The organism is Paenarthrobacter sp. MSM-2-10-13 (assembly GCF_011605365.1).
In the GTDB taxonomy this organism is placed as follows: Bacteria; Actinomycetota; Actinomycetes; order Actinomycetales; family Micrococcaceae; genus Arthrobacter.
The window spans coordinates 23,928-48,389 of record NZ_JAAOXO010000011.1 but is presented as its reverse complement, the minus strand read 5'-3'; the positions used below and the strand labels follow the sequence as shown (position 1 = coordinate 48,389).

Here is a 24,462-nt window from a genome sequence, read left to right as displayed (position 1 = left end):
GCTGGAGTCCGCCCCTGTGAAGACCCAGTGGAATAATGCTGGGGACACAGGCAGCAGAAAGGCTCCCGATGCCCGAACCCACCCCCGCTTCTTCCGCCCGACCTGCTCGCCGGCGCGCCGGCAGGCCGACCGCGGCTGTCTTGGACCAGGACGGGATCACGACGGCGGCACTGGTGTTAATCAGCAGCAAGGGTTACGACGGACTCACCATGGCCGCCCTGGCACGCTCCCTGGGCGTCGCGCCTTCCGCCCTTTACAACCATGTGGCCTCCAAAGATGACGTGCTCATTCTGCTCATGGACCATTTGGCCGCAATGGTGGACGTTTCCGCATTCGGCACCGAACCGTGGGATGAAGCCGTACGCCGCTGGGCCTGGTCCTATAGGGACGTTTTCTCCGCGCACACCCCCCTGATTCCGATCATTGCCGTACTGCCCGTGGCCAATGCCCCCAAAACGCTCGCCATGTACGAGTCAGTGACCGCCGGTTTCCGCGATGCCGGGTTCCCGGAGGACCGCATTATTTCCGCAATCGTGGCCCTGGAAGCCTTCGTGTTTGGCGCCGCTTACGACGTCACGGCCCCGGATGACATCTTCGACGCCGGCAGCCTCGCCCAGCAGGTCCCCAACTTCACGGCCGCTGTGGACAGGTTGTCCCTGGCAGGCCAGGAGCGGCCAACCGACGCAGCTTTCGTCCTGGGACTTGAAACCCTGATTGCGGGTTTCGGGGCGCTCCGGGCTTAAGTTCCCTCGTTCCTAAGGTGCGCTTCAGAGGCTGAGGTAGCGGATTTCCCTGGTGTTGTCGCTGTAAGTCACCTCGACAGGTACTTTTTCCTCTGACGAGTTTGTCAGCTCCCCTCCCGGAAGCCAGAAGGCGAAATGGCCCTTCGATACTGTGGCCGTAATCTTCTCGCCTGCCGTGCTGACGTAGGTCATGGCGGCCACGTCCGGGCCAACTTGCCCTGAAGCCATCGAGAGCGGATTGTCACCGATGACGCCGGTACCGAGTTGGCTGGTTCTGATATCCCTGCCGGTGGGCTTCTTGCCATCTCCCGGCTTTCCTACTGAGCCAAAGGAACCCCTTCTGAACCATGGGGCCGAGGAATCGGTGGTGCAGGTGGCTTCGAAGCCGTCAGTGCTGCTGAGGACAACCGTGGTCCAGGCTCCCCGCTTTTCTGCAATTGCCACGTCAGCTACTGCCACGTCATTGACGTACATGCCATCACCAATCCTTTTGCTGGACCGGGCGCAGTCGGAAACCGCGCTATCGCGCTCGGCACCTATCAGCGCACCCGGCGCGGCGGTCCACGTTGCAAAGGCCGGGTCGCCTCCCGAGAGAGCCGGCCCCATCAGGAATCCAACTGTGGTTGCGAAAGCAACTGCACCCAAGGCAAGGGCGCGACGACGACGACGGCTTGGAATCGACGTCGACGTTTGGTGTTCTGCAGGTTCGGCGCCCCTGGCGGCTGGAGTTGGGTGGGACCGAAGAATCAGTTCCAGATCTTTCTGCGAACGTCGCGGGTCAGTAGGTTTGTTCTGCTCGGCGGCGTCCATGGACCGCAGAAGAGTATCGATGTTCCGGCTGTTTTTCATGGTGTGGTGGCCTTTTCGGAAGATGTGGCTTGCGCCGGCGACTCTTGGCGCGGGATGTGATCAAGGAGTAGCCGCAGGGCTCGCCTTGCGCGGGTGAGGCGGAGCCGGAACGCAACGGGAGAAATGCCCAATACCCGCGCTGCCTGGGGTGCGGCCAGGTTCTCGAAGATCGCCAGCCCGAGGGCCTCTTGATGGATCTCGGAGAGCAGCTCCCAGGCTCTGCCGAGATCAACGCGGCTGCTGACCAGATCAGCGTGGGAATCGGCGTTGGATACAGAGGTCGCCTCAGCGAGGCGGACCCCCAGCGCGTGTCGTCGCTGCTCTCCACGGCGGGCGTTGAGCATGAGGTTTCGAGTGATGCCAAAGATCCATGCCCGCGCATCGTCCTGGTGCCTGGGCGTTTCGGAAAAGCGCCGCCAGACGATGAGAAATGCCTCAGCCACTACGTCCTCGGCATGTGCCGCGTCGGTGCGGCGCTGAACGAACTTGAGCAGGTCAGCATAGGCAGATTGATACAGCGCCCGGAACGCTTCTTCCTGGTCGGGGGCTCTCGAGAGGTAGCTCATACCCAGTACCTGTCCGCCACGTACCTCAGTGTGTTGCATTCGCCCAAAAAATTCTTGGAACTCAGGGGAGGGTGTCCCCCCAAGCCGGGTGCCGCCGTCGTGCGCTCCCGGGTGACGTCGCTCGGGCAACCCAACCCTTGTAGTACAAGTATAAAACTTGTATCCTAAGTGACAGGCAAGGACGCCGCATTTACTAGGAGAACCATGAGCACCGTAGATCTGATTCGCCACATCAAGCTGTCCACGGCACGTTTACCCCTCACCGTACCCATCAGCGATGCCAAGGTCTTCACCGGCAGGCAAAAGCCCATGACCGAAGTGGTCTTCCTGTTTGCCGAGATCACCACGGAACAAGGCCACCGCGGCCTGGGATTCAGCTACTCCAAACGCGCCGGCGGCCCTGCGCAGTATGCGCACGCCAAGGAAGTGGCAGAAGGGATCATCGGCGAGGACCCTAACGACATCGGCAAGATCTACACCAAGCTCCTCTGGGCCGGCGCCTCCGTGGGCCGTTCGGGTGTGGCTACGCAGGCCCTGGCGGCCATCGACATCGCGCTCTACGACCTCAAAGCCAAGCGCGCCGGACTCCCCCTCGCCAAGCTCCTAGGCTCCTACCGCGACTCCGTGCAGACCTACAACACCTCCGGCGGGTTCCTCAACGCCACGCTGGACGAGGTCAAGGAACGCGCCACGCAATCCATCAACGATGGCATCGGCGGCATCAAGATCAAGGTTGGCCTGCCCGACTCCAAGGAGGACCTGCGCCGAGTTGCCGGAGTCCGCGAGCACATCGGCTGGGACGTGCCGCTCATGGTGGATGCCAACCAGCAATGGGACCGGGCCACCGCCCTGCGCATGGGCCGGCAGCTGGAGGAATTCAACCTCATCTGGATCGAAGAGCCACTGGATGCCTACGACTTCGAGGGCCACGCGCATCTTGCCCAGGTCCTGGACACACCCATCGCCACCGGTGAGATGCTCGCCTCCGTAGCCGAACACAAGGGCCTTATTAACGCGAACAGCTGCGACATCATTCAACCCGACGCACCACGCGTCGGCGGCATCACCCAATTCCTGAGGCTCGCAGCGTTGGCGGATGAACGCGGGCTGGGCCTGGCACCCCACTTCGCCATGGAAATCCACCTTCACCTGGCCGCCGCGTACCCCCGCGAGCCGTGGGTGGAGCACTTCGACTGGTTGGACCCGCTGTTCGAGGAGCGCCTCGAAACCAAGAACGGCCGCATGATGGTTCCGGACCGGCCGGGGCTTGGTGTCACCCTCAGTGAGCAGGCCCGCGCCTGGACCACCGAATCAGTAGAGTTCGGCGCGTAATCTTGAACCCATGAGCCGAAACCTGACCGCGGATCTCGCCGCCGATCTTCGCAACCGCATTGTGGACGGCGTCATCCAGCCAGGTGAGAAGCTCCCCAGCGAAAACACGCTCATTAGTGAGTTCGGGGTAAGCCGGACAGTGGTCCGCTCGGCCCTGACCCGGCTTCAGGCCGAGGGGCTGGTGGAAACCGAACGCGGGCGGGGCAGCTTTGCGCTGACCCCGCCGGCGGACGGCCCGTCTCCGGCGCCCGGATCACGGGCTGTTTCCAGCATGGAAGATCGGCTGCAGATGCTGGATTTCCGCGTTGGCGTGGAAACAGAAGCTGCCGCTTTGGCCGCGCGGAACCACACGGAGCGCCAGCTCAAGGCGATGCACGGAGCTTTGGAACAGTTCATCGCCAGCTCCGGCCACCCGGCACACTCCATGAAAGCCGATTTCGAGTTCCACCGGGCCATTGCCGCCGCCACGGGCAACCCCTTTTATACGGACTGCATCTCCGCCCTGGGCCAAACCATGATCACCATGCCACGCCCGCGCCTCGTCGCCAGCGACCACCAGGACTCACCCGAGCGTTTCGCCCAGGTCGTCCACGAGCACTCCTCTATATATGCGGCCATCGCGGAGGGCGACCAAGTGGCTGCCGCAGCCGCCATGCGCTTGCACCTGAGCAACTCACGACGCCGGTTCGCGGCTTCCGCGCGCGCCTAACCTCCCGCACACCCAACTAAGTAGCACTTAAGCGCGTTTAGCGGGCTCAAAACGCGCTCTGCTGCGACTCAGTTGGGTGCGGGGGAAACAAAAGAGCCCCGGTCCTAAGACCGGGGCTCTTTCAATTGCGTGCGCGAGGGGGGATTTGAACCCCCACACCCTTTCGGATACTGGCACCTGAAGCCAGCGCGTCTGCCGTTCCGCCACTCGCGCGCAACTTCTTTTTCCGGACTTCCGCTGGTCTCCCAGCTTCGTTTCCTTCAAAAGCAGCGAGATCAAGCATAACGGACAGTCGCCGCAAAACACCAATCGAAAGGTAGGAGGCGTCCCCGAAGAGGCCAGGAGTCCCCCAACAATGGCTTAACCAGGTGAGAATTTCAGCCCTCCCCTCCCGCGCTACCATGGGCCGGAAACGAACTTTTCCGGGTCGCAAGGCGTTGTGGATTAAGGCCATTCCCAGTCAGTCCCAGTAGTATCGGGAAGTGGAAGGGCCGTCAGGCGCGTACTTCGCTGTGTGTGCGGACGGATCAATGGACGGACTATCGGACCAGGCACAACGGGTGCCGCGGCAAGGAAAGGAGAAGGACCATGGGTTTGCTGGATAAAGTCGAGCGCGGCATTGAAAAGGCTGTCCGCAACGTCTTCTCCACGGGGTCGCGGGCACGTGTTGAGCCAGTGGAGATTGCAAGCAAGCTGAGGCGCGAGTTGGACAATAAGTCCATCACCATCGCTGCCGGGCGGACGCTGGCTCCAAATGTCTTTGATGTCCTGTTGAGTGACGAGGACTTTGCCCGGGCCCAGGAATGGGGAACACCATTGGCCGAGGAATTGTGCGACGTCGTCATCCAGCACGTCCGTAGCCAGGGCTACACGCTCCAAGGCGCCGTGCGCATTTCGTTCCGACGCAACGACGAGGAACGTGCCGGTCACTTCGAGATCGCTTCGCGAACAGAGAAGCAGTCAAACGACGGATCAGCACCGGCGCCGTCCCCCAGGGCCAACGTCCCCGCCGCTCCGGTGCGGCAGCCCACGCGCATGCAGCCTGTACTGGACATCGGCGGTCAGCGGTATTCGCTCAACGCCCTGTCCGTGGTGCTTGGCCGCTCCTCCGAAGCCGACATTCTGGTGGATGACACAGGTGTTTCACGGAAGCACCTTGAGGTCCGCACGGAAAATGGCACCACGTGGGCCGTTGATCTCGGCTCCACCAACGGCAGCTACGTTAATGGACATAAAGTGAACGGCAGCGTGGAGCTTACAGACGGCTCAACCATCACGATGGGACGTACCAAGATCATTTTCCGCCTCCTCCCCCAAACCCCGGGTGGTCACGCGTGAACGACATCAGCGAACTGACCATCACAGCGCTTCGCTTCGGATTCCTCCTCCTACTCTGGGTCCTGATTTTCAGCATCGTCACCACCATGCGCCGCGACTTCCAGATAGGCCGCAAGGCTGTCACCGGCGTTCCCACGGCACGGGAAGTCCGCAAGCATCCTGAACTAGCGGCTTCGCCGCCGCCGGCAATCCAGCATGCGCGAACACTTGTAGTTACTGAGGGTCCCCTCAAAGGCACCACGGTCCCCCTGGCGGCCAGCCCCATTCTGCTGGGCCGCGCGCAGGAAGCCACGCTTGTCCTGGAGGACGACTACGCTTCCGGCCGGCATGCACGCCTGTTCCCGCAGGGTAGCCGCTGGTTCATCGAGGACCTGGGCTCCACCAACGGCACCTACCTGGCCGATCAGCAGCTCACCCGCGCATTGCCTGTTGAGCTTGGCGTCCCCGTGAGAATCGGCAAGACGGTCATTGAATTGAGGCCGTAGTCCATGGCCTCCCCCGAGTCCCCCAAAGGCCAGGAAAAGCCTGCGGAGCGCCCGCTCATCATGCGCTACGCCGCTCGTTCCGACGTCGGACGGATCCGCTCCAAGAATGACGACTCCGCATATGTGGGTCGCCATCTTGCCGTGGTGGCCGACGGCATGGGCGGTCACGCCGGCGGCGATGTCGCTTCCGCTTCAACGGTTCTGGACATGATCCACCTTGATCATGACGACTATCCGGAGGGTGCGGACACCGTCCTGGCCGACGAGATCCAGACCGCCAATTCCCTTCTTTCCGAGCTCGTGCACCAAAATCCCAAGCTTTCGGGGATGGGCACCACCGTGACAGCCCTGCTTTTGGAGGGCCGCAAGCTCCACTTCGCCCACATTGGCGATTCCCGCGCCTACAGGCTGCGCAACAAGAAGTTTGAACAGGTCAGCATTGACCACACGTTCGTGCAGCGGCTCATTGACGAAGGCCGGCTGCGCCCGGAGGAAGCCGAAACGCATCCGCACAAGAACGTCTTGATGCGAGTCCTCGGCGACGTCGATGCCAGCCCCGAGCTGGACCTGGATGTCCTGGATGTGGAACCTGGCGAACGCTGGCTGCTCTGCTCCGACGGACTCAATTACGTTGCCGGCCACGTGGTGGAGCGCATGGTCCGTGAGACCAAGGACCTACGCGAATGTGCTGAGATCCTTGTTGACCTGACCCTTGAAGCCGGCGCCCCGGACAACGTCACCGTGGTGATGTTGGAGATTGCGGAGGAGACCGACGACGACGTCAACACGGCCGCCGTCGACGTCGTTCCGGCAGCGGCGCTTGCCGCGGTTGACGAGCCTGACGCGGTCACGGCCACCAAGTCCGCCGATGATGTGGCTGCGGACAAAGCTGTAGAAGACAGCAAAACCGAGTCGAAGCCCAAAACCGAGCAGCAGGCAGGCGCTGGATCGTCGTTCAGTGCGGGCAATCCTGACAACAAACAAGACGCGGCTGACGACGCTTCAACCGGCGAGTCCACTGAACCTCCTGCCACCACCGACCCGCACCTCGGCGAGCATTTGTCGGCGGAAGTGCTGCGCGAGGAACTGGCAAGCCGGCCTCATGAGCTTGTTGGTGCAGCTGCAACCGCTGCCGAAACGGGCTCCATTCCCACGGTGGCCGGCCGCACTGTGGCACGGAGGGCAGCTACTGTCCTGACACACAAGGCTGAACAGGACCGCGTTGAGGTGGAAGAGCCGCCGCGACGCCGCGTGCGCTGGTTGATGCCTGCGGTTGCAGCGGTGGTTGTCCTGGGTGTGGTGGTGGGCCTCTGGCTTGGCTATGCCTGGACCCAAACGCGCTACTACGTGGGCGAATACGATCAGCGGGTCGCCATCTTCAACGGAATCTCTCAGCGGCTCGGCCCCATTCAACTTTCCCGGCTTGAAGCCGTAACCGATATCAGGGTGGATTCATTGCCGGAATACGGCCAACAGAGCGTACGCCAGACAGTACCGGCGGGCGACCTCGACGGTGCGCAGGACATCGTGGAGAACCTGCGGAACACCGGCAGCGCCTCTGCGAACTGCCCCAGCCCCGCGCCCACGGCCACGGGCACCGCGTCGGGATCGGCAACCCCTACGCCAGCACCTACGGCCACTGTGCCCATTCCCAGCACGGCCGCCGTCGCCAGCCCCACTCCTTCGCCCGTCCCGACTCCCTGTGAGGCGGCCAAATGATGCAGACTGAGATAGCCCCCAAACCCCGCCGGAACGTTGAGCTGGTGCTCATCGTCCTGGCCCTTGCCGTGGGCATCGGCGCCAGTGCCTTGGTGAGTATCAACTCGGAAGTCGGACTCGATAGCGACTTCTGGTTCCAGTCCAGCCTTTTGGCCGTGGCTGCTTTCGCATTCCACGTCGTCCTCAGGCTCCGCGCGAAGTATGCAGACCCGGTAATACTTCCCATCGTGGTTGCGCTCAATGGGCTCGGCCTGGCGTTGATCCACCGGATGGACGGTCCCGGGGACGATACGGGCAACAACCAGCTCCGGTGGACCCTCATTGCCATGGCGGTCTCCATAGCCGTGATCTGGTTCCTCAAAGACCACCGGATCCTGCGCCGCTTCACGTACATCTCCCTGGCGGTCAGTGCATTCCTCCTGGTCCTTCCTTTGATCCCCGGCATCTCCGCGGGTGAAATCCTTGGTGCTCGGGTCTGGATCCGCGTTGGGCCCATGACGTTCCAGCCCGGTGAAATCGCCAAGATCACCCTGGCCATATTCTTCGCAGGATATCTGTCCTCCAACCGGGACCTCATTCTGCTGGCGGGCCGGAAGATCGGCCCCATGCAGTTCCCCCGGTTCAAGGACCTTGGCCCCATGATCACCGCCTGGCTGGTGAGCATCGGCGTCCTCGTCTTCCAGCGCGACCTCGGATCTTCCATCCTCTTCTTCGGCCTGTTCATTGTGATGATTTACGTGGCCACCAGCCGTATCTCCTGGGTGGTCATCGGCCTGCTGCTGATTCTGGGCGGAGGCTTCATTGCTTCCCAGATCTTCTCCCACGTCGCTTTCCGCATCGATAGCTGGATCAATGCCTTCACACCGGAGGTCTTCGGCAGGTCACCCGGCGGTAGCGGCCAGATCGTGGAGGGCTTGTTCGGCATGGCCGACGGCGGCCTGGTGGGCACTGGTCTTGGCCAGGGCCGGCCGGATCTGGTCCCGTTCGCCAACAGCGACATGATTGTGGCCCTCATTGGTGAAGAGCTCGGCTTGATAGGCCTCTTCGCCGTGGTGATGCTGTACATGTTGCTCTTCACCCGCGGTTTCCGCGCAGCTTTGGGCACCCGGGACGCTTTTGGAAAGCTCCTCGCCTGCGGCTTGTCCTTTGCCATTGCCCTGCAATGCTTCGTAGTGATTGGCGGCGTCACCCGGCTCATCCCCTTGACCGGCCTCACCACTCCGTTCCTCGCAGCCGGCGGCTCTTCGCTTCTGGCCAACTGGATCATCGTTGGCCTGCTGCTCATGATCTCCAACACGGCCCGCGGCCCGGTGGACACCACCCCCATGGTTAACAAACCGCCCGCAAGCAGCACGCCGGACAGCCGCAAGCCGGCTACAGGACAGACACCCAGCGCACCAACAGAGGCGGTGAAGCAACAATGAACCAGGCTATTCGCAGCAGCTGGATGGCTGCCGTCGCCATGTTCGCGTTGATCTTCGGCGCCATTAGCTACGTTCAGGTGATTGGTGCTGACGACCTCAACGCCAACCCCTGGAACCAGCGCGCTGTTTTGGCATCCTTCTGCAACGAGCGCGGCTCCATCATTGTGGGTGGAAAACCGGTGGTTGAGTCGGTTCCCGGAACGGAGTCCTGCGCCTTCCAGCGCCAGTACAACCAGCCACAGCTGTATGCCGGCATCACCGGATACTTCTCCAAATTCTTTGGTTCCACCGGCTTGGAACAGTCCATGGGGGAAACCTTGGCGGGCAACTCTGATCAGCTGTTCCTGGATCGCATGAGCCAGATGTTCCTCGGTAAAGAGCCCAAGGGAGCATCTGTGGAGTTGACCTTGGATCCTGCCCTGCAGCAGTTGGCCATGGATCTGATTCCTGAAGGCCAGCGGGGCTCCATTGTGGTCACCAACCCCAAGACCGGCGCCATTTTGGCCATGGCTTCCAAGCCGACCTATGATCCCAACCTGATTGCCACCCATGACCGGACCACAGCGGAAGCAAATTATGCACAGCTGAACCAGATTCCGGGTATCAACCTGAACCAGAACGTCAGCGGTCCTACAGGTAACCTGCTTTCGCCCGGCTCGGTCTTCAAGCTCATTGATACTGCTGCGGCACTGAATTCCGGTAAGTACAACAAGGACAGCGAACTCCCGAATCCCAGCAGCCTTCCCTTGCCCGGCAGCAGTGCCAGCCTGCCCAACTATGCCGGCGGCAACTGCAACGTCCGCGAGACAGCATCCTTCGCCTTTGCCCTGGAGCAGTCGTGCAACACTCCGTTTGCGAGCATTGCACTTGACCTTGGCCAGGACGCCATCAGGGAACAGGCGCAGAAGTTCGGCTTCGGCCAGGATTTCGGTGACCAGCTCAAGCTGCAGCAGGCCATCAGCGTCTTCCCGGAGGACTTGGACCAGGCCCAGTTGGCACAGTCGTCTGTGGGTCAGCGCGATGTGAAGGCCACGCCGTTGCAGATCAACATGATGACGGCGGCCATTGCCAACGGTGGGGTGCAGATGAAGCCCAACCTGGTTGAGGCCATCCGTGCGCCTGATCTTCGGGTCATCAACGAACCCAAACCTGAAAAACTGCGGACCAGCACCACGCAGCCAATCGCCAGCCAGATCACTGAGTGGATGACCAGTGCCGTAGACAATGGCATTGCCAAGGGTGCAGCCGTTCCGGGCGTCAAGGTGGCCGGCAAGACAGGTACCGCCGAGCTCGGCGATTCAGGTTTGAATAACTCATGGTTTACCGGGTTCGCCCCGGCAAACGACCCGCAAGTAGCCGTCACCATTGTCATGGAGAGTGTGGACGTGCTAACCGGGGCCCAGCTAACCAGTCCGAACGCAAAGAAGATTTTTGAGGCGGTGTTGAATAAGTGAGGCCTACTTCAGGAATCACACTCGGCGGCAGGTTCCAGCTGACCAGTCGTATTGCGATTGGCGGCATGGGCGAGGTCTGGAAGGCCAAGGACCAGATCCTGGGCCGGATCGTTGCCATCAAGGTGCTTAAGGAGGAATACACGGGTGACCCCGGCTTCCTCCAGCGCTTCCGTGCCGAGGCACGACACACAGCACTCCTCAACCACGTGGGCATCGCCAATGTCTTTGACTACGGCGAGGAAGCCGGTTCGGCCTACCTGGTCATGGAGCTTGTGCCCGGACACCCGCTGAGTGGCATCCTTGAGCGCGAACAGGTCCTGTCTCCGGACATGACGCTCTCCATCATTTCCCAGACAGCACGCGCCCTGGCAGTTGCGCACGCGCAGGGTCTGGTCCACCGTGACATCAAGCCGGGCAACCTGCTCATCACGCCGGACAACCGGGTCAAGGTCACCGACTTCGGCATTGCCCGATTGGCAGATCAGGTGCCGCTCACGCAGACCGGCCAGGTCATGGGCACCGCCCAGTATCTGGCTCCGGAACAGGCAACCGGACAGACGGCAACGGGATCCTCGGACATCTATTCGCTCGGTGTCATCGGCTATGAGTGCCTTACAGGCCACCGACCGTTCTCCGGTGAATCGCAGATTGCCATTGCCCTCGCCCAGGTAAACGACGCACCGCCGCCCCTTCCGGAGACGCTGCCCACGCCCGTGCGCGCCCTCCTGATGTCCATGCTGGCCAAGGATCCCAAGAACCGCCCGGCCAACGCCATCAAGCTGGCCGAAGCCGCTGAAGCCATCCGCAACGGTGACATCGCCACGGCGCACGCCGCCGTACCCGGCATGCTGTTGTTCGAATCCACTACCGGGCCCATCACGGCACCGGTGGACACCGCAACGGCACCCACCGGCGTCGTCACCTCGCCTTACGGCAAGGAGCAGTCGACGACGGCGACCTCCGCACTTCCGGTGCTTGGAGCCGGCGCTGCAGGAGCTGCTCTGGGAGCCGCAGCCGCATCTGACAACCCCCTGACGCGGGCGAATGCCTTGGAGGCAGAGCGTCAGCTCACCGATGACGAAGAAGTGGTCTACACCGACGACGAGAACTTCGATGACGCTGAGCCGGAGCGCAAGAAGCGCAGCCCGTGGACGTGGCCGCTGGTAGCCCTGATCCTTCTGGTCCTGTTTGCTTTGGTTGGTTTCCTGATCTCCCAGTCGGGATTCTTCTCGCCGAGCCCCGCGCCCAGCGAGTCCACCACCACCAGCACCAGCCGGAGCGCCAGCCCTACCTCTACGTCGGCCACCCCGACGCCGAGGCCCTCGGAGACCACTGAGGCACCCCAGCCCACGCAGTCGGTTCCCCAGAAGATCAACGTCATTCCTGAGCAGTACCAGGGCCAACCTTTCGAGACGGTGAGCGGTCAGCTTCGCGCCTTGGGTCTTGGAGTGAACGGTCAGGAAGTCTTCGACGACACCGCTCCCGTTGGAATCGTTATTAGCCTCAACCCCACCGGTCCTGTTGACCCGGGACAAACCATCACCGTGACCTACTCCAAGGGCCCGGAATTGGTGGCCGTACCTGCCATCGCGCCGGGAGTTGACGAAGCCCGGGTCCGGCAAGCCATTGAAGGAGCCGGATTGCAGTGGGTGGCAGGAGAACCCGTCAACGGTGCCATCGGCCAGCAGCCGGGAACGTTCGTGCGTTCCTCACCTGCGGCCGGCACCCAGGTGGCAGCGGGCTCAACGGTCACTTACTACCTGTCCAAGGCTCTGGTGCCCACCGAGCCTGAAACTCCCACTTCCACGCCCAGCGGCTCCGCCAGCCCCAGGAACTAAGTAAGCCGCCATGTCAACGCCACGTCCAGGTCCTGCGCACCGAGAGGAGAACACGCCCGTGTCTTCCCAGCGCATCCTCAATTCCCGCTATGAACTTGGCGAGTTGATCGGTCGTGGCGGCATGGCCGACGTTTACCGGGGAACAGACACACTGTTGGGGCGCACCATCGCCGTCAAGGTGCTACGCGCCGACCTTGCCCGGGACCCCCAGTTCCAGGCCCGTTTCAAACGCGAGGCCCAGGCTGTCGCCGCGTTGAACCACCCGTCCATTGTGGCCATCTTCGATACCGGGGAATACTCGGTTCCCGGAGGCCCGGGGGAAGACGTGCGTGTCCCGTACATTGTCATGGAGTACGTGGCCGGACGCACGCTGCGCGACATGATCAAGGCCAACGAGCTTGGCGTTGAGGATTCCGTCGGTTTTACCCTGGGTGTCCTCGGCGCTCTCGAATACAGCCACCGCGCAGGCATCGTCCATCGCGACATCAAGCCTGCCAATGTGATGGTCTGTGCCGACACCGGCGATGTAAAAGTCATGGACTTTGGCATCGCGCGCGCCATGGCCGATTCTGCCGCCACAATGACCCAAACGCAAGCCGTGGTGGGCACCGCACAGTACCTTTCGCCGGAGCAGGCCCGTGGTGAAACGGTGGATGCACGCAGTGACCTCTACTCTGCCGGTTGCCTGCTCTTCGAACTGCTGACCAGCAGGCCTCCGTTCATCGGCGATAGCCCAGTATCGGTGGCCTACCAGCACGTCCGTGAAATCCCGGACCTGCCCAGCGCCCATAATCCCGAAGTTTCCGAGGCACTGGATTCCGTCCTGGTAAAGGCGCTGCAGAAGAGCCGCACGGATCGGTTCCAGGACGCGGCAGCCTTCCGCCGCGCCCTGCGTGCGGCAAGCAATGGCATCCCCGTGCCCGCTGTGGCAGCCAGCGAGGCTCCCACGGACCCCAACGACCTCGTTGATCCTGAAGACCCGGCAACAGAGCTTTTGAGTGCCACGGCCGTGGGCTTCCTCGATGCCAACCAGTTCAAAGATGAGCCTCTTGATCCGCCCCAGGAAGAACCACTTCCCTTGGGCCTCCCTCCGGAACGTGAGCTGCCGGCGGCCCAGAAGTCCCGGCGTCGTGCCTGGGTTGCCACGTTGGTGATCTTCACAATCCTGGTACTGGCTGGCGGCGGTTTCTGGCTCTACAGCCTCATGAACATGCAGCCGCCGCCCCCCGCGAAAATAGCCGTGCCGGTGGTAACAAACATGTCTGAATCACAGGCCATCCAGGAACTGTACTCAGCCAAACTGAAGCCCAAATCAGTTCGCGAGCCAAGCGACACCGTGGCCAAGGACATGACCATTGGGACATCACCGATAGCCGGTGCCTTGTTGGAACAGGATGCTGAAGTCATCCTGAAGATATCCAATGGCCCCAGCTCAGTGATCATCCCGGCGGACATCGTGGGGCGCACTGAACCGGACGCACGCGAAGCTTTGCGGCGGCTCGGCATCACAGGCGAAGTAGTGACCGCCTTGACCCACAGCCCAACTGTCCCCGCGGGCGTAGTGCTCGGCACGGCTCCCGCACCGGGCGGCGCGATCGCCGTGGAAAGCAAAGTGGAGCTGCAGGTATCCACCGGCAAGGTCCTCATGCCGCAGCTGATCGCCTTGCCGTTGGCCGAAGCGGAAGCCGCGCTGAAGGCCAACGGGCTCAACATCGCAGTTGTGGAACAGGAAAACTCGCAGGTTGCAGCTGGGACAGTCACGGCTCAAAGCGATGCCTTCAACACCGAGGTGCCTCAGGGCAAGGTTGTCACTGTCACGGTGGCGAAGGCCCCGGCTCCACCACCCACACCTACTCCCACGCCGACTCCCACGGAGACTGAGAAGCCGACCCCGACGCCTAAGCCCACCAAAAAGTAAGGAACCTCACCTACTGCTTGATGAGTGGACTCAGTTTCGAGGCTCGTTCGGCCGCACCGGTCATGCCCAGGGACTCCAACCAGTTGCCCAGCATCTGATATCCGCCTTCGGTGAGCACCGATTCCGGGTGGAACTGGACGCCGCAGAGGGGAGCGGTCTTGTGCTGCAGACCCATCACCACTCCGTTGGTTGTCTCGGCGGTGATTTCCAAAACGTCCGGGATGGAGTCCCGAACCGCCGCCAGGGAGTGGTAGCGGGTTGCCGTCACGGGCGACGGGAGACCAGCAAAGACACTCTTGCCTTCGTGCTGGACGGGTGAGGTCTTGCCGTGCATGAGTTCCGGTGCGTGTGTCACCACTCCGCCGTAGGCCTCGGCCAGGGCTTGATGTCCCAGGCAGACACCGAACATGGGCTTGGCGGCCTCGCCACACCACTTGATGAGCTCTATGCAGACTCCTGCTTCGGCTGGCGTACCCGGGCCGGGGGAGACCAGGACGCCGTCGCGGCTTGCTGCCAGCTCTATGGCCTCTGCCAGCGTCACGTCGTCGTTGCGGACCACCGTTGTTTCGGCACCGAGTTCCTGGAGGTACCCCACCAAGGTGTAAACGAAGCTGTCGTAGTTATCCACTACAAGGATTTTTGTTGTGCTCATGGCTGCTGCACTGAACCAATCGTTGAGTCGGTCAAAGTGGTGAATTGGGAGAACCACGGGAAGAGGAACTCCACCATCAGTACCAGGGCTACGCCCACCAGTACCAAGGATGTCAGGATCCGCACCCACAAGGGTCCCGGCAGATTGCGGAAGATCCACGCGTACATTGGTTACCCCTTTCCGTGTGCCCGGGCTACTTGGGCGGCGATTTCCGACGGCGGACCGGCTGAGGCAGGTTGCCAACTATCCAGCATCGAGTAAGCGATGATGCGTTCCTGTGCACCAAACCTCGGGTTGCAACTGGTCATGGTCAGGATACTTTCCGTGGGCTGGACTCCCGCTTCGGTGGGAACGGGCATCAGGACGTCCGTACGGTCCGGGAGGACGATCTGGTTGTTGCGGAAAACGTAGGTGTAGTAGCCGTCTGCCGTCTGGATGTAGATCTTGTCTCCGGGAACCAATGTGTGGATGTTGTCCAGGACTGCACCGTGGGTTTGACGGTGGCCAGCTACCGCAAAGTTGCCCGGCGCGCCAGGCATGCTGGTGCTTCCGTAGTGGCCCAATCCCAAGGTGTCCAGAACGTCCGAGCCGGTGCCTTCGATGATGGGGCGTGTGTAATCCGGGCCGAAACGGGGGATGTACATGATTCCGATCATTCCCGCGTAGGCGGGCGCCGGTGTAACCACCGGAGGTCCATAATCCACGGGGGCGGCAGGCGCCGCAGGGGTTATGGGGCCGGAGAATTCCTGAGCAAAGCTCTTGACCGCTTCTGTCTGCTTGGCGTCAGCTTCCACGTTGGTCCACCATAGTTCCCAGCCCACAAAAAGGAGCAGCACTATGCCTGCCGTAATCAGCAGTTCACCCAGAATCTGACTGATCTTGCGGACAACGTCAGAGGCCCGGAGTCGCTTGCGTGGGCGCAGTTCGTGCCCTTGGCTGGCGGACGGCATGGCGGAGGCCGCCGTCTGCTGCTGATGCGCCACAAGGTCTCCTTGCATAGGGCGCGGGCGGCACAGGCGGACCCCCGGTTGCGGCTAGACTTGACAGCTAGAACCAACCCGGAACGCCGTGTGGCCGTTAACCGCTGGAATTTTCCTTCCTGCAGGATATCAAGGCTGGCGGAAACGGGTATTAAACCGAACAGCCAGGAGGATCCGTGCCCGAGTCCAAGCCCCGCAAGCGGCCTGCCCGTCAGGCCCAGCAGACTTCCGCAGCACAGCAGTACAAGCCCAACCCGGTTTGGTACAAGGCTGTCATGTTCGGCCTGATGATCCTCGGCTTGGTCTGGATCATTACTTTCTACATTACCGAGGGCCAGTTCCCCGTCCGCGAGTGGGCCTCGTGGAATATCGTGGCCGGCTTCGGCATAGCGATCGTCGGATTCCTGATGACCACACGCTGGCGCTCCTAGGAATTCCGCACCTCACATTTCCGTGCCCGTGAACGTCTACAAGATATGAGAAGCCGGCACGCAACCTTGGATTCCCCGCTGGGACAGTTGACTTTGACTGCCCGCGGGGAATTTTTGACGGGGATCTTCTATGAGGGTCACTGGCATATGCCTTCGGAGGACTACTTTGGGGATCAGACCGGGATGGACGATCCGGTGTTCGCACGGACTCGGACCGAGCTCACCGAGTACCTGAATGGTCATCGGACTATGTTCGATGTTCCTTTCGAGGCAGTCGGAAACCCGTTTCAAGAGAAGGTCTGGGAACGACTGCAACATATTCCGTTCGGTGAAACCGTCAGCTACGGGCAGCTGGCCGCAGAACTGGGGGATCCCCATCTGGCTCAGGCGGTGGGCTCTGCTGTGGGACGCAATCCCATCAGCATCGTCATTCCTTGCCACCGCGTGGTGGGGCGTCATGGTCAACTCACCGGGTACGCAGGTGGGCTTCGGAATAAACGGTTCCTCCTGGAATTGGAAGAGCCGGTAGAGGTGCGGGAGGGCAAGCTGTTCTGATGAAGCCCAGGCAGATGGTCGACAAGAAGCCGTTCGAATCCGTGGTCCATGAACATGGCACCACAGTGCTTCGGGTGTGCCGTGCCATTCTTGGCGTGCACGACGCCGATGATGCATGGTCAGATACGTTCCTGGCTGCCCTTCAGGCATACCCGGCACTGCCTCCCGAAGCGAATGTTGAAGCCTGGCTGGTCACCATCGCCCACCGGAAGTGCATCGACCATGTACGGGCCGGTACCCGCCGTGCCCTGCCGGTTGACCTTCCACCTGAGCAAGCGTCCAGTCTCGGGATTCCTGGTGACGGCCACGATGAACTGCTTGAGGCCCTTGCGGGTCTTCCCACGAAGCAGCGCCAGGCGGTGGCCTACCACTATTTAGGGGGCCTTCCCTATAAGGATGTTGCTGCTTTGTGGGGCGGCACCGCCGAGGCTGCCCGTCGCGCCGGAGCTGACGGCGTGAAGTCTCTCCGCTCTGCCCTCGCCTCCCACCAGTCGCTGGCCCGCACATCCTCGAAAGGTGACATCTGATGACCCTTGAACTCAGTCCCGATCACGCCGAGGTTCTTTCGCTCCTCCATCCCTTGGACATCGGGCTCGAACCGGCCATTGCCAGCCTTCATGCCCGCTTGGCGCGCGACGCTCAGCTCACCCACACTTTGGACGTTGCTTACAGGATTGTGGACTCCCCGCTGGGTAAGCTCCTTTTGGCTGCTACGGACCGGGGAATTGTCCGTGTCGCTTTCGAGCTGGAAGACCACGACTCCGTCCTTCAGTTTCTGGCAAGCACTGTCAGTCCGCGCATTCTTCAGGCTCCGGCACGTTTGGATGACGCCGCCCGTGAACTCGACGAGTACTTCAAGGGCACCAGGACGGAGTTCGATCTCACGCTGGATTTCCGGCTATCCCGCGGTTTCCGTCTCAATGTCCTGCGTCACCTGCCTCGGATCCCTTATGGCAGCACAGCCAGCTATGCCCAAGTGGCCCAGGCAGCCGGCAGTCCCAATGCTGTCCGGGCTGTCGGAACCGCTTGTGCTACCAACCCCTTGCCCCTCATTGTGCCCTGCCACCGGGTAGTAAAGTCTGACGGCAATTTCGGTGGCTACCTTGGTGGAAGCGAGGCCAAACGCGCACTGCTCCGCCTTGAGGCGGCGGCATGAGCGACGACGCTTTGTTTCCGCGGGAGCTCGTTCAGCCGGAAAGGCACGACGCCGGTCCCCGCCTGATTGCGCCCGGGGCCGTCCATGTTCCTGCTTGGCTTACCCTTGAGCAGCAACGATGGATAGTAGCCCGCTTTGGCGAATGGACCCAAGGGCCGGTTCCCCTCCGTGCCGCTACTCTTCCGGGCGGACATCAAATGTCGGTGAGAACTGTGTGCTTGGGTTGGCATTGGCAGCCTTACCGTTACACACGGGAAGCCACTGACGTCAATGGCCGTCCCGTGCTCGATTTCCCGGACTGGATGGTGCGCCTGGGGCGGAAAGCAGTGCAAGCGGCCTACTCCTCAGGCTATGAGGGCGTTGAAAGTGACGAAGCGCTGAGCGCATTGGCGAACAAGTACACGCCCGACGCCGCGCTGGTGAACTTTTACGACGACGGTGCCGCCATGGGAATGCATCAGGACAAGGACGAGCGTTCCAACGCCCCTGTGGTCTCCCTGAGCATTGGTGATACGTGCCTGTTTAGGTTTGGCAATACCCAGACCCGGACCAAGCCATACACAGACGTTGAGCTTCGGTCGGGAGACCTCTTCGTCTTTGGAGGACCGTCCAGGTTTGCTTATCACGGGATCCCCAAGGTTTTCCCGAAAACGGCGCCGGATGGCTGCGGCCTCTCGCAGGGACGGATCAATATCACTATGCGAGTCACGGGCTTGTCATGATGCCGGGGTCCCACCTCAAAAATGTCCGAGGCTCCGGGGAGAATATTCCCGAAAGCTGAATTACCGCCTTGGCCCTCGAGTGGCCGGCATCGAAGGAGCGTGCATGACCGCGGATAGTGGCATAGTCGTGGGTGAGGATGGTTTGGCGCGTCCGCTGTGGGCGTCCTCGGATCCCCTCATGCAGGCCTACTACGATCACGAGTGGGGAATGCCCGTCCGCGATGAGCAGGGCATGTACGAGCGCATCAGCCTCGAAGCGTTCCAAGCGGGTTTATCCTGGGCAACCATTCTTCGGAAACGGGATGCCTTCAGGGCAGCGTTCCTGGACTTCCATCCGGAGAGTGTCGCGGCCTTCACCGAGGCCGATGAGGAACGGCTCATGCTCGACGCCGGAATTGTGCGCAACCGATTGAAAATCAAAGCGGCCATCACCAACGCCAAGGCCACCATCGCGTTGCGCGAAGAGGGCGGTCTTGTGGACTTCGTCTGGTCGTTCCAGCCGCACACCACTCCCAAACCCACCACAATGGCGGACATCCCTACCACCTCGCCGGAGTCGATCGCCTTGTCAAAGGCATTGAGGAAGAAGGGTTTCGCTTTTGTGGGACCCACCACGATGCATGCCCTCATGGAAGCCGTGGGAATCATTGACACCCACTTGATGGACAGTCATCGGCGGGGGACCTCCGGGGTATGGGTCTAACCCGAACCCCGGCGGGCCTGCGGCCCCAATAGTCCACAGAGCTGTCCACAGAAGTGTGTAACTTTATCCACAGGCGTGGATAACTTCTGTGGACATCCACGTACCAGGGTCCATTATTGGTGCCAGTCCGGCGATCCGAGGGCACAGGGCATCCAACTCCACTTATGCCCACTGTGTATTGCGCTGTGGATAGTCCACCAAGCTTCACTAGGAATTCAGCACTTTAGGATTGTCGGCTTCGCCAAATGCGCTCTTTGGAGTGCTTCTTGACTGACATCCACCACCTGCGCGCTATGCCTCCGTCATGATGAGCGGCGGGAAAGTTACCCACTTAACAACAGCCCCCTGCCCACAAGATATCCACAGCTGGGGAAAAAGTTGTGGGTTTCGACTCCTGGATCCCTGGTTTGCAGGCGAACAGGAGACCCTTGTTCCCTCTGAACTACAGCTATGTAAGTTATTAACATTGTTGATAAGCCTGTTGATACTCGGCTCTCCACGGCGTCATTAACAGGCTTGTCCACAGATGCTGGTGAAGTCGCCCTTTTGTCCACATTTCCGTTGCCGCGGGGGACAAAGTTATCCACAGGTGTGGAGAAACCCATGCCTTTCGGGGGATATCTTGCCTTTTGACGAGTCCTCGGACGGCCAAAGCGGATAACTACATGCGTGTAAGTTACACACACTGTGGATAACACCTGTGGATAAGGTCTCGGAGTACGGTGGTGGCATGAAGAGCGATCATAAGAAGCTGATACCCAGTTACAGGGCCAGCCACGGGCACTTCTCGGTCATCACGGTGCCCGTTATGCAGTACCTGATGATCGACGGTCATGGGGACCCCAACACAGCCCAGTCCTATAAGGATGCGCTGACAACGCTGTATCCAGTCACCTACGCTTTGAAGTTCCTCAGCAAGCGCGAGCTTGGCCAGGATTACACAGTGATGCCGCTGGAGGGGCTCTGGTGGTCCGATGACATGGATTCATTCACCATCACCAAGGACAAGTCACGCTGGGACTGGTCGCTGATGAATATGGTCCCCGACTGGATAACCAGGGAACACCTGAACATGGCGCGGGAGACGGTCGCCAAGAAGGGGGAAGGACCCGTTGTGGAGGCTCTCCGTCTGGAACCGTTCAACGAGGGTTTGAGCGTGCAGACACTACACGTAGGTCCGTATGACGATGAAGGACCAGTGCTGGAGGAGATGCACAACAAATTCATTCCGGAACAGCAGTTGGTGATGACCGGCAAGCACCACGAAATTTATCTCAGCGATCCTCGGCGCACCGCACCGGAGAGGCTCAAGACCATCCTGCGCCAGCCCGTCATGAAGGCCGGAGAGGCCAGCTAACCTGCAGTGACGCGGAACCAGGTGACCACGGCCAGCAGGCCCGCTACCAAAACGAGTCCTCCAGCCTGGAGAAGTGCTTGGTTTTTGCCCTTGGGAGCATAGGCGATCGCTGCAGCAGCAAGGCCACCGGTGATCAACCCACCCAGGTGGGCCTGCCACGCAATGCTGGGCACGAAGAAGCCAATGGCGCCATTGATGGCGATCAAAATCCACAGCTGCTTGGTTTCTCCACCCCTATGGCGCTGCACAACAAGCATGGCGCCGAAGAGGCCGAAAATGGCACCGGAAGCACCCACTACTCCCACCGGCGGGAATGTGGGAGTCAGGGCAAGGAAGCCCACGGAACCGCCAATTGCGGAAATAAGATACACAGCCAGGAATCGGATCCGCCCGAGCAAAGGCTCAAGGGCCTGTCCGAAGATCCACAGCGTATACATGTTCAGGACGATATGGAGCAGGAAACCCTGCGAGTGCAAAAACGCTGCCGTGACCATGCGCCATGGCTCACTGACAGCAAAAATGTTGGCGAACGCAAAATTCTCGAAGACCGCGTCACCGGGCACAATCCACTGAAGGACATAAACCAGTGCGCACAAGCCGATGATCACGTACGTCACCAAAGGCCGGCCTACAGCCAAGGCTCCGCCATACGGGGAGCGGTATGTCGGCGTCGTACGTTTTTGTTCGTTGACGCAGTCAACGCATTGGAACCCGACGGCGGCCGCCCGCTGGCACTCGGGGCATGCAGGGCGCCCGCAGCGCTGGCACCGCACATAGGAGGGCCTGTCCGGGTGCCTGGGGCACACCGGAATATCAGCGGACGGCTCGGCCGACGGAATTCCGTAACTCATGGGCTCTGGTTCAGTGTGTGACTAGAGCTGTTCGATGTCGATGCTGTTGATGACAACATCCTCAACCGGGCGGTCGCCCATGCCGGTGCGGACGGACTCTATCGCATCCACAACCTTGCGGGATTCCTCATCCGTGACCTCGCCGAAGATGCTGTGCTTGCCGAACAGCCAGTCGGTGTTCACGGTGGTGATGAAGAACTGTGACCCGTTGGTGCCCTTGCCCATCTGGATGCCGGCGTTGGCCATAGCCAGCTTGTACGGAGCGTTGAAGGTCAGTTCCGGGTGGATTTCGTCGTCAAACTGGTAGCCGGGGCCACCCACGCCGCGACCCAGGGGATCGCCGGCCTGGATCATGAAGTCTTTGATGATCCGGTGGAAAATAGTGCCGTTGTAAAGGGGGGTACCGGTCTTGTCTTCGCCGGTTTCCGGGTGGTTCCAGGACTTTTCGCCCGTGGCCAGGCCAACAAAGTTGGCGACCGTCTTGGGGGCGTGGTTGCCGAAGAGGTCAACCTTGATGTCGCCGAGGCTCGTGTGGATCGTTGCTTTTGCGGTTGCGATGGTCATGGCCCCATTCTTCCATGCAGGGTCAACGCCCGTCCGGCCGTAAAGCCGGTTCCGCGCTGGGTGAAATCCTGGACGTTCTCGGACAGATGAATAGCCGGTGTTCCACAAGCGACGTAGGCTAGCAACAAACGAGCATGTGTATCGGGAGGTAGTTGTGAAGAAATCAGACCGTATTGCCCGCGAACTCGAACAATCAGTCACGGCCGGTGTGGATAACGCCCGCGACTGGGCTGCACCGCGTGTGGAAGCAGCCGTGAATTGGGCTGTTCCGCGTATCCAGCACGGCATTGATAGCGCTTCGCCCAAGATTCAAGAGGGTCTGAAGTCCGCTGCGCACAACCTCGCTGACGGCGTTGCAGTTGTCACACCGCGGATTCAGGATGGGCTGGCGCACCTCGCGCCGAAGATCCATGACGTGGTGGAAGACGCCACACCCAGGATCCAGGAGACGCTCAACAGGGCTACCCCGGCGCTCGGCCATGCACGGGACAAGGTGGTGGACGAATACCTCCCCAAGCTGTCCGAGCAGTTGGGACAGGCTTCGGTAGCGGTCCACCACGTCCTAGAGAATGCCCCCGCGCAGGTTGATGCTGTGGCACAGAAGCTGGTTGATTCCGGCGTTGTCCACAGCGTTCAGGAGCAAGCCCAGGCCACCGGCAAGCAGATCAAGGCTGTGACGGACCAAGCCAGCAAGGCGGTCTCCTCTGCATTGGTGAAGGAACAGCCCAAGCCCAAGAAGCGCGGATGGCTGATCGTCACGGTCATTGCCGCCGCCGCTGCTGCCGGTGTTGCTGCCTGGAAGGCTTCCAAGCCGGTTGAAGATCCTTGGAAGACGCCTGCTCCGGTCACACCGACGCCTGCTCCTGTTCCTGCAGCGGCTCCGGCAGTTGCTGAGCCCAAGGCTGCGGACATCACACCGGAGGAAGCCGCAGCTGAGGCAGAGCAGGCAACCAAGGATGCCTTCAAGAACGTCGAGGACTCCACGGAGAAAGTGGCGACGGACGCAAAGACCGCCGTCAAGAACATCGCGGCCAGCCTGCACAAGGACACCGATGGCAAGGAGTCAGATGCCAAGGGTGCACAGAACTAAACACTGACTCACCGCCTCGAAGTGGGGCAGAGAACGTCAAACACTGAAGGGATCCCGGCGATTGCCGGGATCCCTTCAGTGTTTGCCGCCTTGTCATCAATGCCTCCATCACCTGCCCGGGCACGGGTGTTAGATTTATGGTGATGTCAGCCGATAGACCCCTAGCGGGTTCCCTTAAGGATGCTCCGGAACCTCCCGGCGTATCCATCGTTATCCCGGCGTATAACGAGGAAAGCGTCATTCGCCAGTGCCTCATCGCGGCCATCTACCAGTCGGTTCCCGCGCAAGAGATCATTGTGGTGGATAACCTGTCCACAGACCGCACGGCCAGAATAGTGCGCCAGATGCAACAGGAATACCCTGAAAGCCCCATCCTGCTCATGCGGCAGGAGGCCGCGCAAGGTCTCATCCCCACCCGTAACCACGGGCTGAACAACGCCTCAGGGGACGTCGTCGGCCGCATCGACGCTGACTCAGTCCTTGAACCGGACTGGGTGGAACAGGTCCAAAAGGCCTTCACGGATCCTTCGGTAGCCGCTGCCACAGGTCCAGTGGTCTACTACGACATGCCAATGCGCCGGTTCGGGCTCAAAGCGGATGACAAGATGCGCCAGCTCATGCTCCGACTGGCCAAGCACCAGTACCATTTCCTCTTCGGATCAAACATGGCCCTTCGACGCTCGGCATGGGAAACCATCCGTGATGAAGCGTGTTTGGACCCCAACGATGAGATGCACGAGGACATTGATCTTTCGCTTCACCTATTCGAGCACGACCTCAAAGTGCAGTACCTACCCCAAATGGTGTCCGGGATGTCTGCCCGCCGACTTGAGGACTCGCCCAGGGACTACCGCTACTACGTCCAGCGCTTCGATCGGACCTACAAGGCTCACAACGTCAAGAAGATGGCTTTGAAGGCACCTATGGTGGTGTTCTTCTCGGTGTACTTTCCGGCGAAGCTGCTGCGTGCCATCCACACGGCCAACTCGGGGCAAGGCACCCGCCGCGGCGGAGTCTAAACGCCCG

The 24,462-nt window shown here is 61.1% G+C and carries 26 protein-coding genes and 1 tRNA gene; 19 read left to right on the top strand and 8 right to left on the bottom strand.

Features of this window, described 5'->3' with window-relative positions:
• Positions 1–35: 35 nt before the first annotated feature.
• Positions 36–743, top strand: a complete 708-nt coding sequence (locus tag HAV21_RS17975; protein ID WP_166842630.1) for a TetR/AcrR family transcriptional regulator C-terminal domain-containing protein — start codon at positions 36–38, stop codon at positions 741–743.
• Between the two features lie 24 nt (positions 744–767).
• Here HAV21_RS17975 and HAV21_RS17970 read toward each other — a convergent pair whose 3' ends face one another.
• Together HAV21_RS17970 and HAV21_RS17965 are read right to left on the bottom strand one after the other, a co-directional pair.
• Positions 768–1,592: a hypothetical protein gene (locus tag HAV21_RS17970; RefSeq protein WP_166842629.1), complete on the bottom strand. Its 825-nt coding sequence runs from the start codon at positions 1,590–1,592 to the stop codon at positions 768–770.
• Complete coding sequence (locus HAV21_RS17965) at positions 1,589–2,197, bottom strand: sigma-70 family RNA polymerase sigma factor (protein ID WP_243753369.1); 609 nt, start codon at positions 2,195–2,197, stop codon at positions 1,589–1,591. Before HAV21_RS17965 ends, HAV21_RS17970 begins: the two co-directional genes overlap by 4 nt.
• A gap of 165 nt (positions 2,198–2,362) precedes the next feature.
• On the opposite strand from HAV21_RS17965, the gene HAV21_RS17960 reads away from it, so the two are divergent.
• Together HAV21_RS17960 and HAV21_RS17955 are read left to right on the top strand one after the other, a co-directional pair.
• Positions 2,363–3,490: a mandelate racemase/muconate lactonizing enzyme family protein gene (locus tag HAV21_RS17960; protein WP_166842628.1), complete on the top strand. Its 1,128-nt coding sequence runs from the start codon at positions 2,363–2,365 to the stop codon at positions 3,488–3,490.
• 10 nt (positions 3,491–3,500) lie between these two features.
• Complete coding sequence (locus HAV21_RS17955) at positions 3,501–4,199, top strand: FadR/GntR family transcriptional regulator (protein ID WP_142937273.1); 699 nt, start codon at positions 3,501–3,503, stop codon at positions 4,197–4,199.
• A gap of 130 nt (positions 4,200–4,329) precedes the next feature.
• Here the strand turns inward: HAV21_RS17955 and HAV21_RS17950 are convergent.
• Positions 4,330–4,412, bottom strand: a tRNA-Leu gene (locus HAV21_RS17950).
• Positions 4,413–4,787: 375 nt separating this feature from the next.
• Here HAV21_RS17950 and HAV21_RS17945 point away from each other — a divergent pair.
• Genes HAV21_RS17945 through pknB form a run of 7 tightly spaced genes read left to right on the top strand, consistent with a single transcriptional unit; the run spans position 4,788 to position 14,375 of the window.
• Positions 4,788–5,537, top strand: coding sequence for a DUF3662 and FHA domain-containing protein (locus tag HAV21_RS17945; RefSeq protein WP_142937274.1), 750 nt, complete (start codon positions 4,788–4,790; stop codon positions 5,535–5,537).
• A gap of 5 nt (positions 5,538–5,542) precedes the next feature.
• Positions 5,543–6,022 (top strand): FHA domain-containing protein, encoded by a 480-nt coding sequence (locus HAV21_RS17940; RefSeq protein WP_024818875.1) that lies wholly within the window; start codon positions 5,543–5,545, stop codon positions 6,020–6,022.
• Between the two features lie 3 nt (positions 6,023–6,025).
• Complete coding sequence (locus HAV21_RS17935) at positions 6,026–7,741, top strand: PP2C family serine/threonine-protein phosphatase (protein ID WP_166842627.1); 1,716 nt, start codon at positions 6,026–6,028, stop codon at positions 7,739–7,741.
• On the top strand, positions 7,738–9,165 hold the full coding sequence (locus HAV21_RS17930; protein ID WP_142937276.1) for an FtsW/RodA/SpoVE family cell cycle protein: 1,428 nt from the start codon (positions 7,738–7,740) through the stop codon (positions 9,163–9,165). Before HAV21_RS17935 ends, HAV21_RS17930 begins: the two co-directional genes overlap by 4 nt.
• Positions 9,162–10,619: a penicillin-binding transpeptidase domain-containing protein gene (locus tag HAV21_RS17925; protein WP_142937277.1), complete on the top strand. Its 1,458-nt coding sequence runs from the start codon at positions 9,162–9,164 to the stop codon at positions 10,617–10,619. The genes HAV21_RS17930 and HAV21_RS17925 overlap by 4 nt, the downstream gene beginning before the upstream one ends.
• On the top strand, positions 10,616–12,457 hold the full coding sequence (locus tag HAV21_RS17920; RefSeq protein WP_142937278.1) for a protein kinase: 1,842 nt from the start codon (positions 10,616–10,618) through the stop codon (positions 12,455–12,457). Before HAV21_RS17925 ends, HAV21_RS17920 begins: the two co-directional genes overlap by 4 nt.
• Before the next feature lie 10 nt (positions 12,458–12,467).
• Positions 12,468–14,375: a Stk1 family PASTA domain-containing Ser/Thr kinase gene (pknB, locus tag HAV21_RS17915; protein ID WP_142937279.1), complete on the top strand. Its 1,908-nt coding sequence runs from the start codon at positions 12,468–12,470 to the stop codon at positions 14,373–14,375.
• Positions 14,376–14,385: 10 nt separating this feature from the next.
• On the opposite strand, the gene HAV21_RS17910 is transcribed toward pknB, so the two are convergent.
• The 3 genes from HAV21_RS17910 to HAV21_RS17900 are packed head-to-tail and all read right to left on the bottom strand — an operon-like array spanning position 14,386 to position 16,025.
• Positions 14,386–15,027, bottom strand: a complete 642-nt coding sequence (locus tag HAV21_RS17910) for an aminodeoxychorismate/anthranilate synthase component II (protein WP_105691191.1) — start codon at positions 15,025–15,027, stop codon at positions 14,386–14,388.
• Positions 15,024–15,194, bottom strand: a complete 171-nt coding sequence (locus HAV21_RS17905; protein ID WP_011772805.1) for a hypothetical protein — start codon at positions 15,192–15,194, stop codon at positions 15,024–15,026. The genes HAV21_RS17910 and HAV21_RS17905 overlap by 4 nt, the downstream gene beginning before the upstream one ends.
• Before the next feature lie 3 nt (positions 15,195–15,197).
• Complete coding sequence (locus tag HAV21_RS17900; RefSeq protein ID WP_166842626.1) at positions 15,198–16,025, bottom strand: class E sortase; 828 nt, start codon at positions 16,023–16,025, stop codon at positions 15,198–15,200.
• A gap of 158 nt (positions 16,026–16,183) precedes the next feature.
• Between HAV21_RS17900 and HAV21_RS17895 the strand changes: the two genes are divergently transcribed.
• The 7 genes from HAV21_RS17895 (at position 16,184) to HAV21_RS17865 (ending at position 20,931) form a co-directional block, all read left to right on the top strand.
• Entirely contained in the window at positions 16,184–16,438 is a 255-nt protein-coding gene (locus HAV21_RS17895) for a cell division protein CrgA (RefSeq protein WP_142937281.1), read from the top strand.
• Positions 16,439–16,483: 45 nt separating this feature from the next.
• Positions 16,484–16,993, top strand: coding sequence for a methylated-DNA--[protein]-cysteine S-methyltransferase (locus HAV21_RS17890; RefSeq protein WP_142937282.1), 510 nt, complete (start codon positions 16,484–16,486; stop codon positions 16,991–16,993).
• Positions 16,993–17,520 (top strand): RNA polymerase sigma factor, encoded by a 528-nt coding sequence (locus HAV21_RS17885; RefSeq protein WP_142937283.1) that lies wholly within the window; start codon positions 16,993–16,995, stop codon positions 17,518–17,520. Before HAV21_RS17890 ends, HAV21_RS17885 begins: the two co-directional genes overlap by 1 nt.
• The gene (locus tag HAV21_RS17880) at positions 17,520–18,149 is read left to right on the top strand and encodes a methylated-DNA--[protein]-cysteine S-methyltransferase (protein ID WP_142937284.1); all 630 of its coding nucleotides are present in this window, start codon (positions 17,520–17,522) and stop codon (positions 18,147–18,149) included. Before HAV21_RS17885 ends, HAV21_RS17880 begins: the two co-directional genes overlap by 1 nt.
• Entirely contained in the window at positions 18,146–18,871 is a 726-nt protein-coding gene (locus tag HAV21_RS17875; protein WP_142937285.1) for an alpha-ketoglutarate-dependent dioxygenase AlkB, read from the top strand. The genes HAV21_RS17880 and HAV21_RS17875 overlap by 4 nt, the downstream gene beginning before the upstream one ends.
• A gap of 103 nt (positions 18,872–18,974) precedes the next feature.
• Positions 18,975–19,574: a DNA-3-methyladenine glycosylase I gene (locus HAV21_RS17870; RefSeq protein WP_142937286.1), complete on the top strand. Its 600-nt coding sequence runs from the start codon at positions 18,975–18,977 to the stop codon at positions 19,572–19,574.
• Positions 19,575–20,304: 730 nt separating this feature from the next.
• Positions 20,305–20,931, top strand: a complete 627-nt coding sequence (locus HAV21_RS17865) for a GyrI-like domain-containing protein (RefSeq protein WP_166842625.1) — start codon at positions 20,305–20,307, stop codon at positions 20,929–20,931.
• Here the strand turns inward: HAV21_RS17865 and HAV21_RS17860 are convergent.
• Together HAV21_RS17860 and HAV21_RS17855 are read right to left on the bottom strand one after the other, a co-directional pair.
• Positions 20,928–21,782 (bottom strand): rhomboid family intramembrane serine protease, encoded by an 855-nt coding sequence (locus tag HAV21_RS17860; protein ID WP_166842624.1) that lies wholly within the window; start codon positions 21,780–21,782, stop codon positions 20,928–20,930. The two genes, HAV21_RS17865 and HAV21_RS17860, sit on opposite strands and share 4 nt — an antisense overlap.
• Positions 21,783–21,803: 21 nt before the next feature.
• The gene (locus HAV21_RS17855; RefSeq protein WP_011772794.1) at positions 21,804–22,346 is read right to left on the bottom strand and encodes a peptidylprolyl isomerase; all 543 of its coding nucleotides are present in this window, start codon (positions 22,344–22,346) and stop codon (positions 21,804–21,806) included.
• A gap of 154 nt (positions 22,347–22,500) precedes the next feature.
• Here HAV21_RS17855 and HAV21_RS17850 point away from each other — a divergent pair, with 154 nt between their 5' ends.
• Both HAV21_RS17850 and HAV21_RS17845 read left to right on the top strand, forming a co-directional pair.
• Positions 22,501–23,436 (top strand): hypothetical protein, encoded by a 936-nt coding sequence (locus tag HAV21_RS17850; RefSeq protein WP_142937289.1) that lies wholly within the window; start codon positions 22,501–22,503, stop codon positions 23,434–23,436.
• A gap of 143 nt (positions 23,437–23,579) precedes the next feature.
• The gene (locus HAV21_RS17845; protein WP_142937290.1) at positions 23,580–24,455 is read left to right on the top strand and encodes a glycosyltransferase family 2 protein; all 876 of its coding nucleotides are present in this window, start codon (positions 23,580–23,582) and stop codon (positions 24,453–24,455) included.
• The last annotated feature ends 7 nt before the right edge of the window (positions 24,456–24,462 follow it).

Bases quoted from the DNA above. Each gene is read 5' to 3' on its own strand.
- HAV21_RS17975 (WP_166842630.1), top strand. From the start codon at position 36: ATGCTGGGGACACAGGCAGCAGAAAGGCTCCCGATGCCCGAACCCACC.
- HAV21_RS17970 (WP_166842629.1), bottom strand. From the start codon at position 1,592: ATGAAAAACAGCCGGAACATCGATACTCTTCTGCGGTCCATGGACGCC.
- HAV21_RS17965 (WP_243753369.1), bottom strand. From the start codon at position 2,197: ATGCAACACACTGAGGTACGTGGCGGACAGGTACTGGGTATGAGCTAC.
- HAV21_RS17960 (WP_166842628.1), top strand. From the start codon at position 2,363: ATGAGCACCGTAGATCTGATTCGCCACATCAAGCTGTCCACGGCACGT.
- HAV21_RS17955 (WP_142937273.1), top strand. From the start codon at position 3,501: ATGAGCCGAAACCTGACCGCGGATCTCGCCGCCGATCTTCGCAACCGC.
- HAV21_RS17945 (WP_142937274.1), top strand. From the start codon at position 4,788: ATGGGTTTGCTGGATAAAGTCGAGCGCGGCATTGAAAAGGCTGTCCGC.
- HAV21_RS17935 (WP_166842627.1), top strand. From the start codon at position 6,026: ATGGCCTCCCCCGAGTCCCCCAAAGGCCAGGAAAAGCCTGCGGAGCGC.
- HAV21_RS17930 (WP_142937276.1), top strand. From the start codon at position 7,738: ATGATGCAGACTGAGATAGCCCCCAAACCCCGCCGGAACGTTGAGCTG.
- HAV21_RS17925 (WP_142937277.1), top strand. From the start codon at position 9,162: ATGAACCAGGCTATTCGCAGCAGCTGGATGGCTGCCGTCGCCATGTTC.
- pknB (WP_142937279.1), top strand. From the start codon at position 12,468: ATGTCAACGCCACGTCCAGGTCCTGCGCACCGAGAGGAGAACACGCCC.
- HAV21_RS17910 (WP_105691191.1), bottom strand. From the start codon at position 15,027: ATGAGCACAACAAAAATCCTTGTAGTGGATAACTACGACAGCTTCGTT.
- HAV21_RS17905 (WP_011772805.1), bottom strand. From the start codon at position 15,194: ATGTACGCGTGGATCTTCCGCAATCTGCCGGGACCCTTGTGGGTGCGG.
- HAV21_RS17900 (WP_166842626.1), bottom strand. From the start codon at position 16,025: ATGCAAGGAGACCTTGTGGCGCATCAGCAGCAGACGGCGGCCTCCGCC.
- HAV21_RS17890 (WP_142937282.1), top strand. From the start codon at position 16,484: ATGAGAAGCCGGCACGCAACCTTGGATTCCCCGCTGGGACAGTTGACT.
- HAV21_RS17885 (WP_142937283.1), top strand. From the start codon at position 16,993: ATGAAGCCCAGGCAGATGGTCGACAAGAAGCCGTTCGAATCCGTGGTC.
- HAV21_RS17880 (WP_142937284.1), top strand. From the start codon at position 17,520: ATGACCCTTGAACTCAGTCCCGATCACGCCGAGGTTCTTTCGCTCCTC.
- HAV21_RS17875 (WP_142937285.1), top strand. From the start codon at position 18,146: ATGAGCGACGACGCTTTGTTTCCGCGGGAGCTCGTTCAGCCGGAAAGG.
- HAV21_RS17870 (WP_142937286.1), top strand. From the start codon at position 18,975: ATGACCGCGGATAGTGGCATAGTCGTGGGTGAGGATGGTTTGGCGCGT.
- HAV21_RS17865 (WP_166842625.1), top strand. From the start codon at position 20,305: ATGAAGAGCGATCATAAGAAGCTGATACCCAGTTACAGGGCCAGCCAC.
- HAV21_RS17860 (WP_166842624.1), bottom strand. From the start codon at position 21,782: ATGAGTTACGGAATTCCGTCGGCCGAGCCGTCCGCTGATATTCCGGTG.
- HAV21_RS17855 (WP_011772794.1), bottom strand. From the start codon at position 22,346: ATGACCATCGCAACCGCAAAAGCAACGATCCACACGAGCCTCGGCGAC.
- HAV21_RS17845 (WP_142937290.1), top strand. From the start codon at position 23,580: ATGTCAGCCGATAGACCCCTAGCGGGTTCCCTTAAGGATGCTCCGGAA.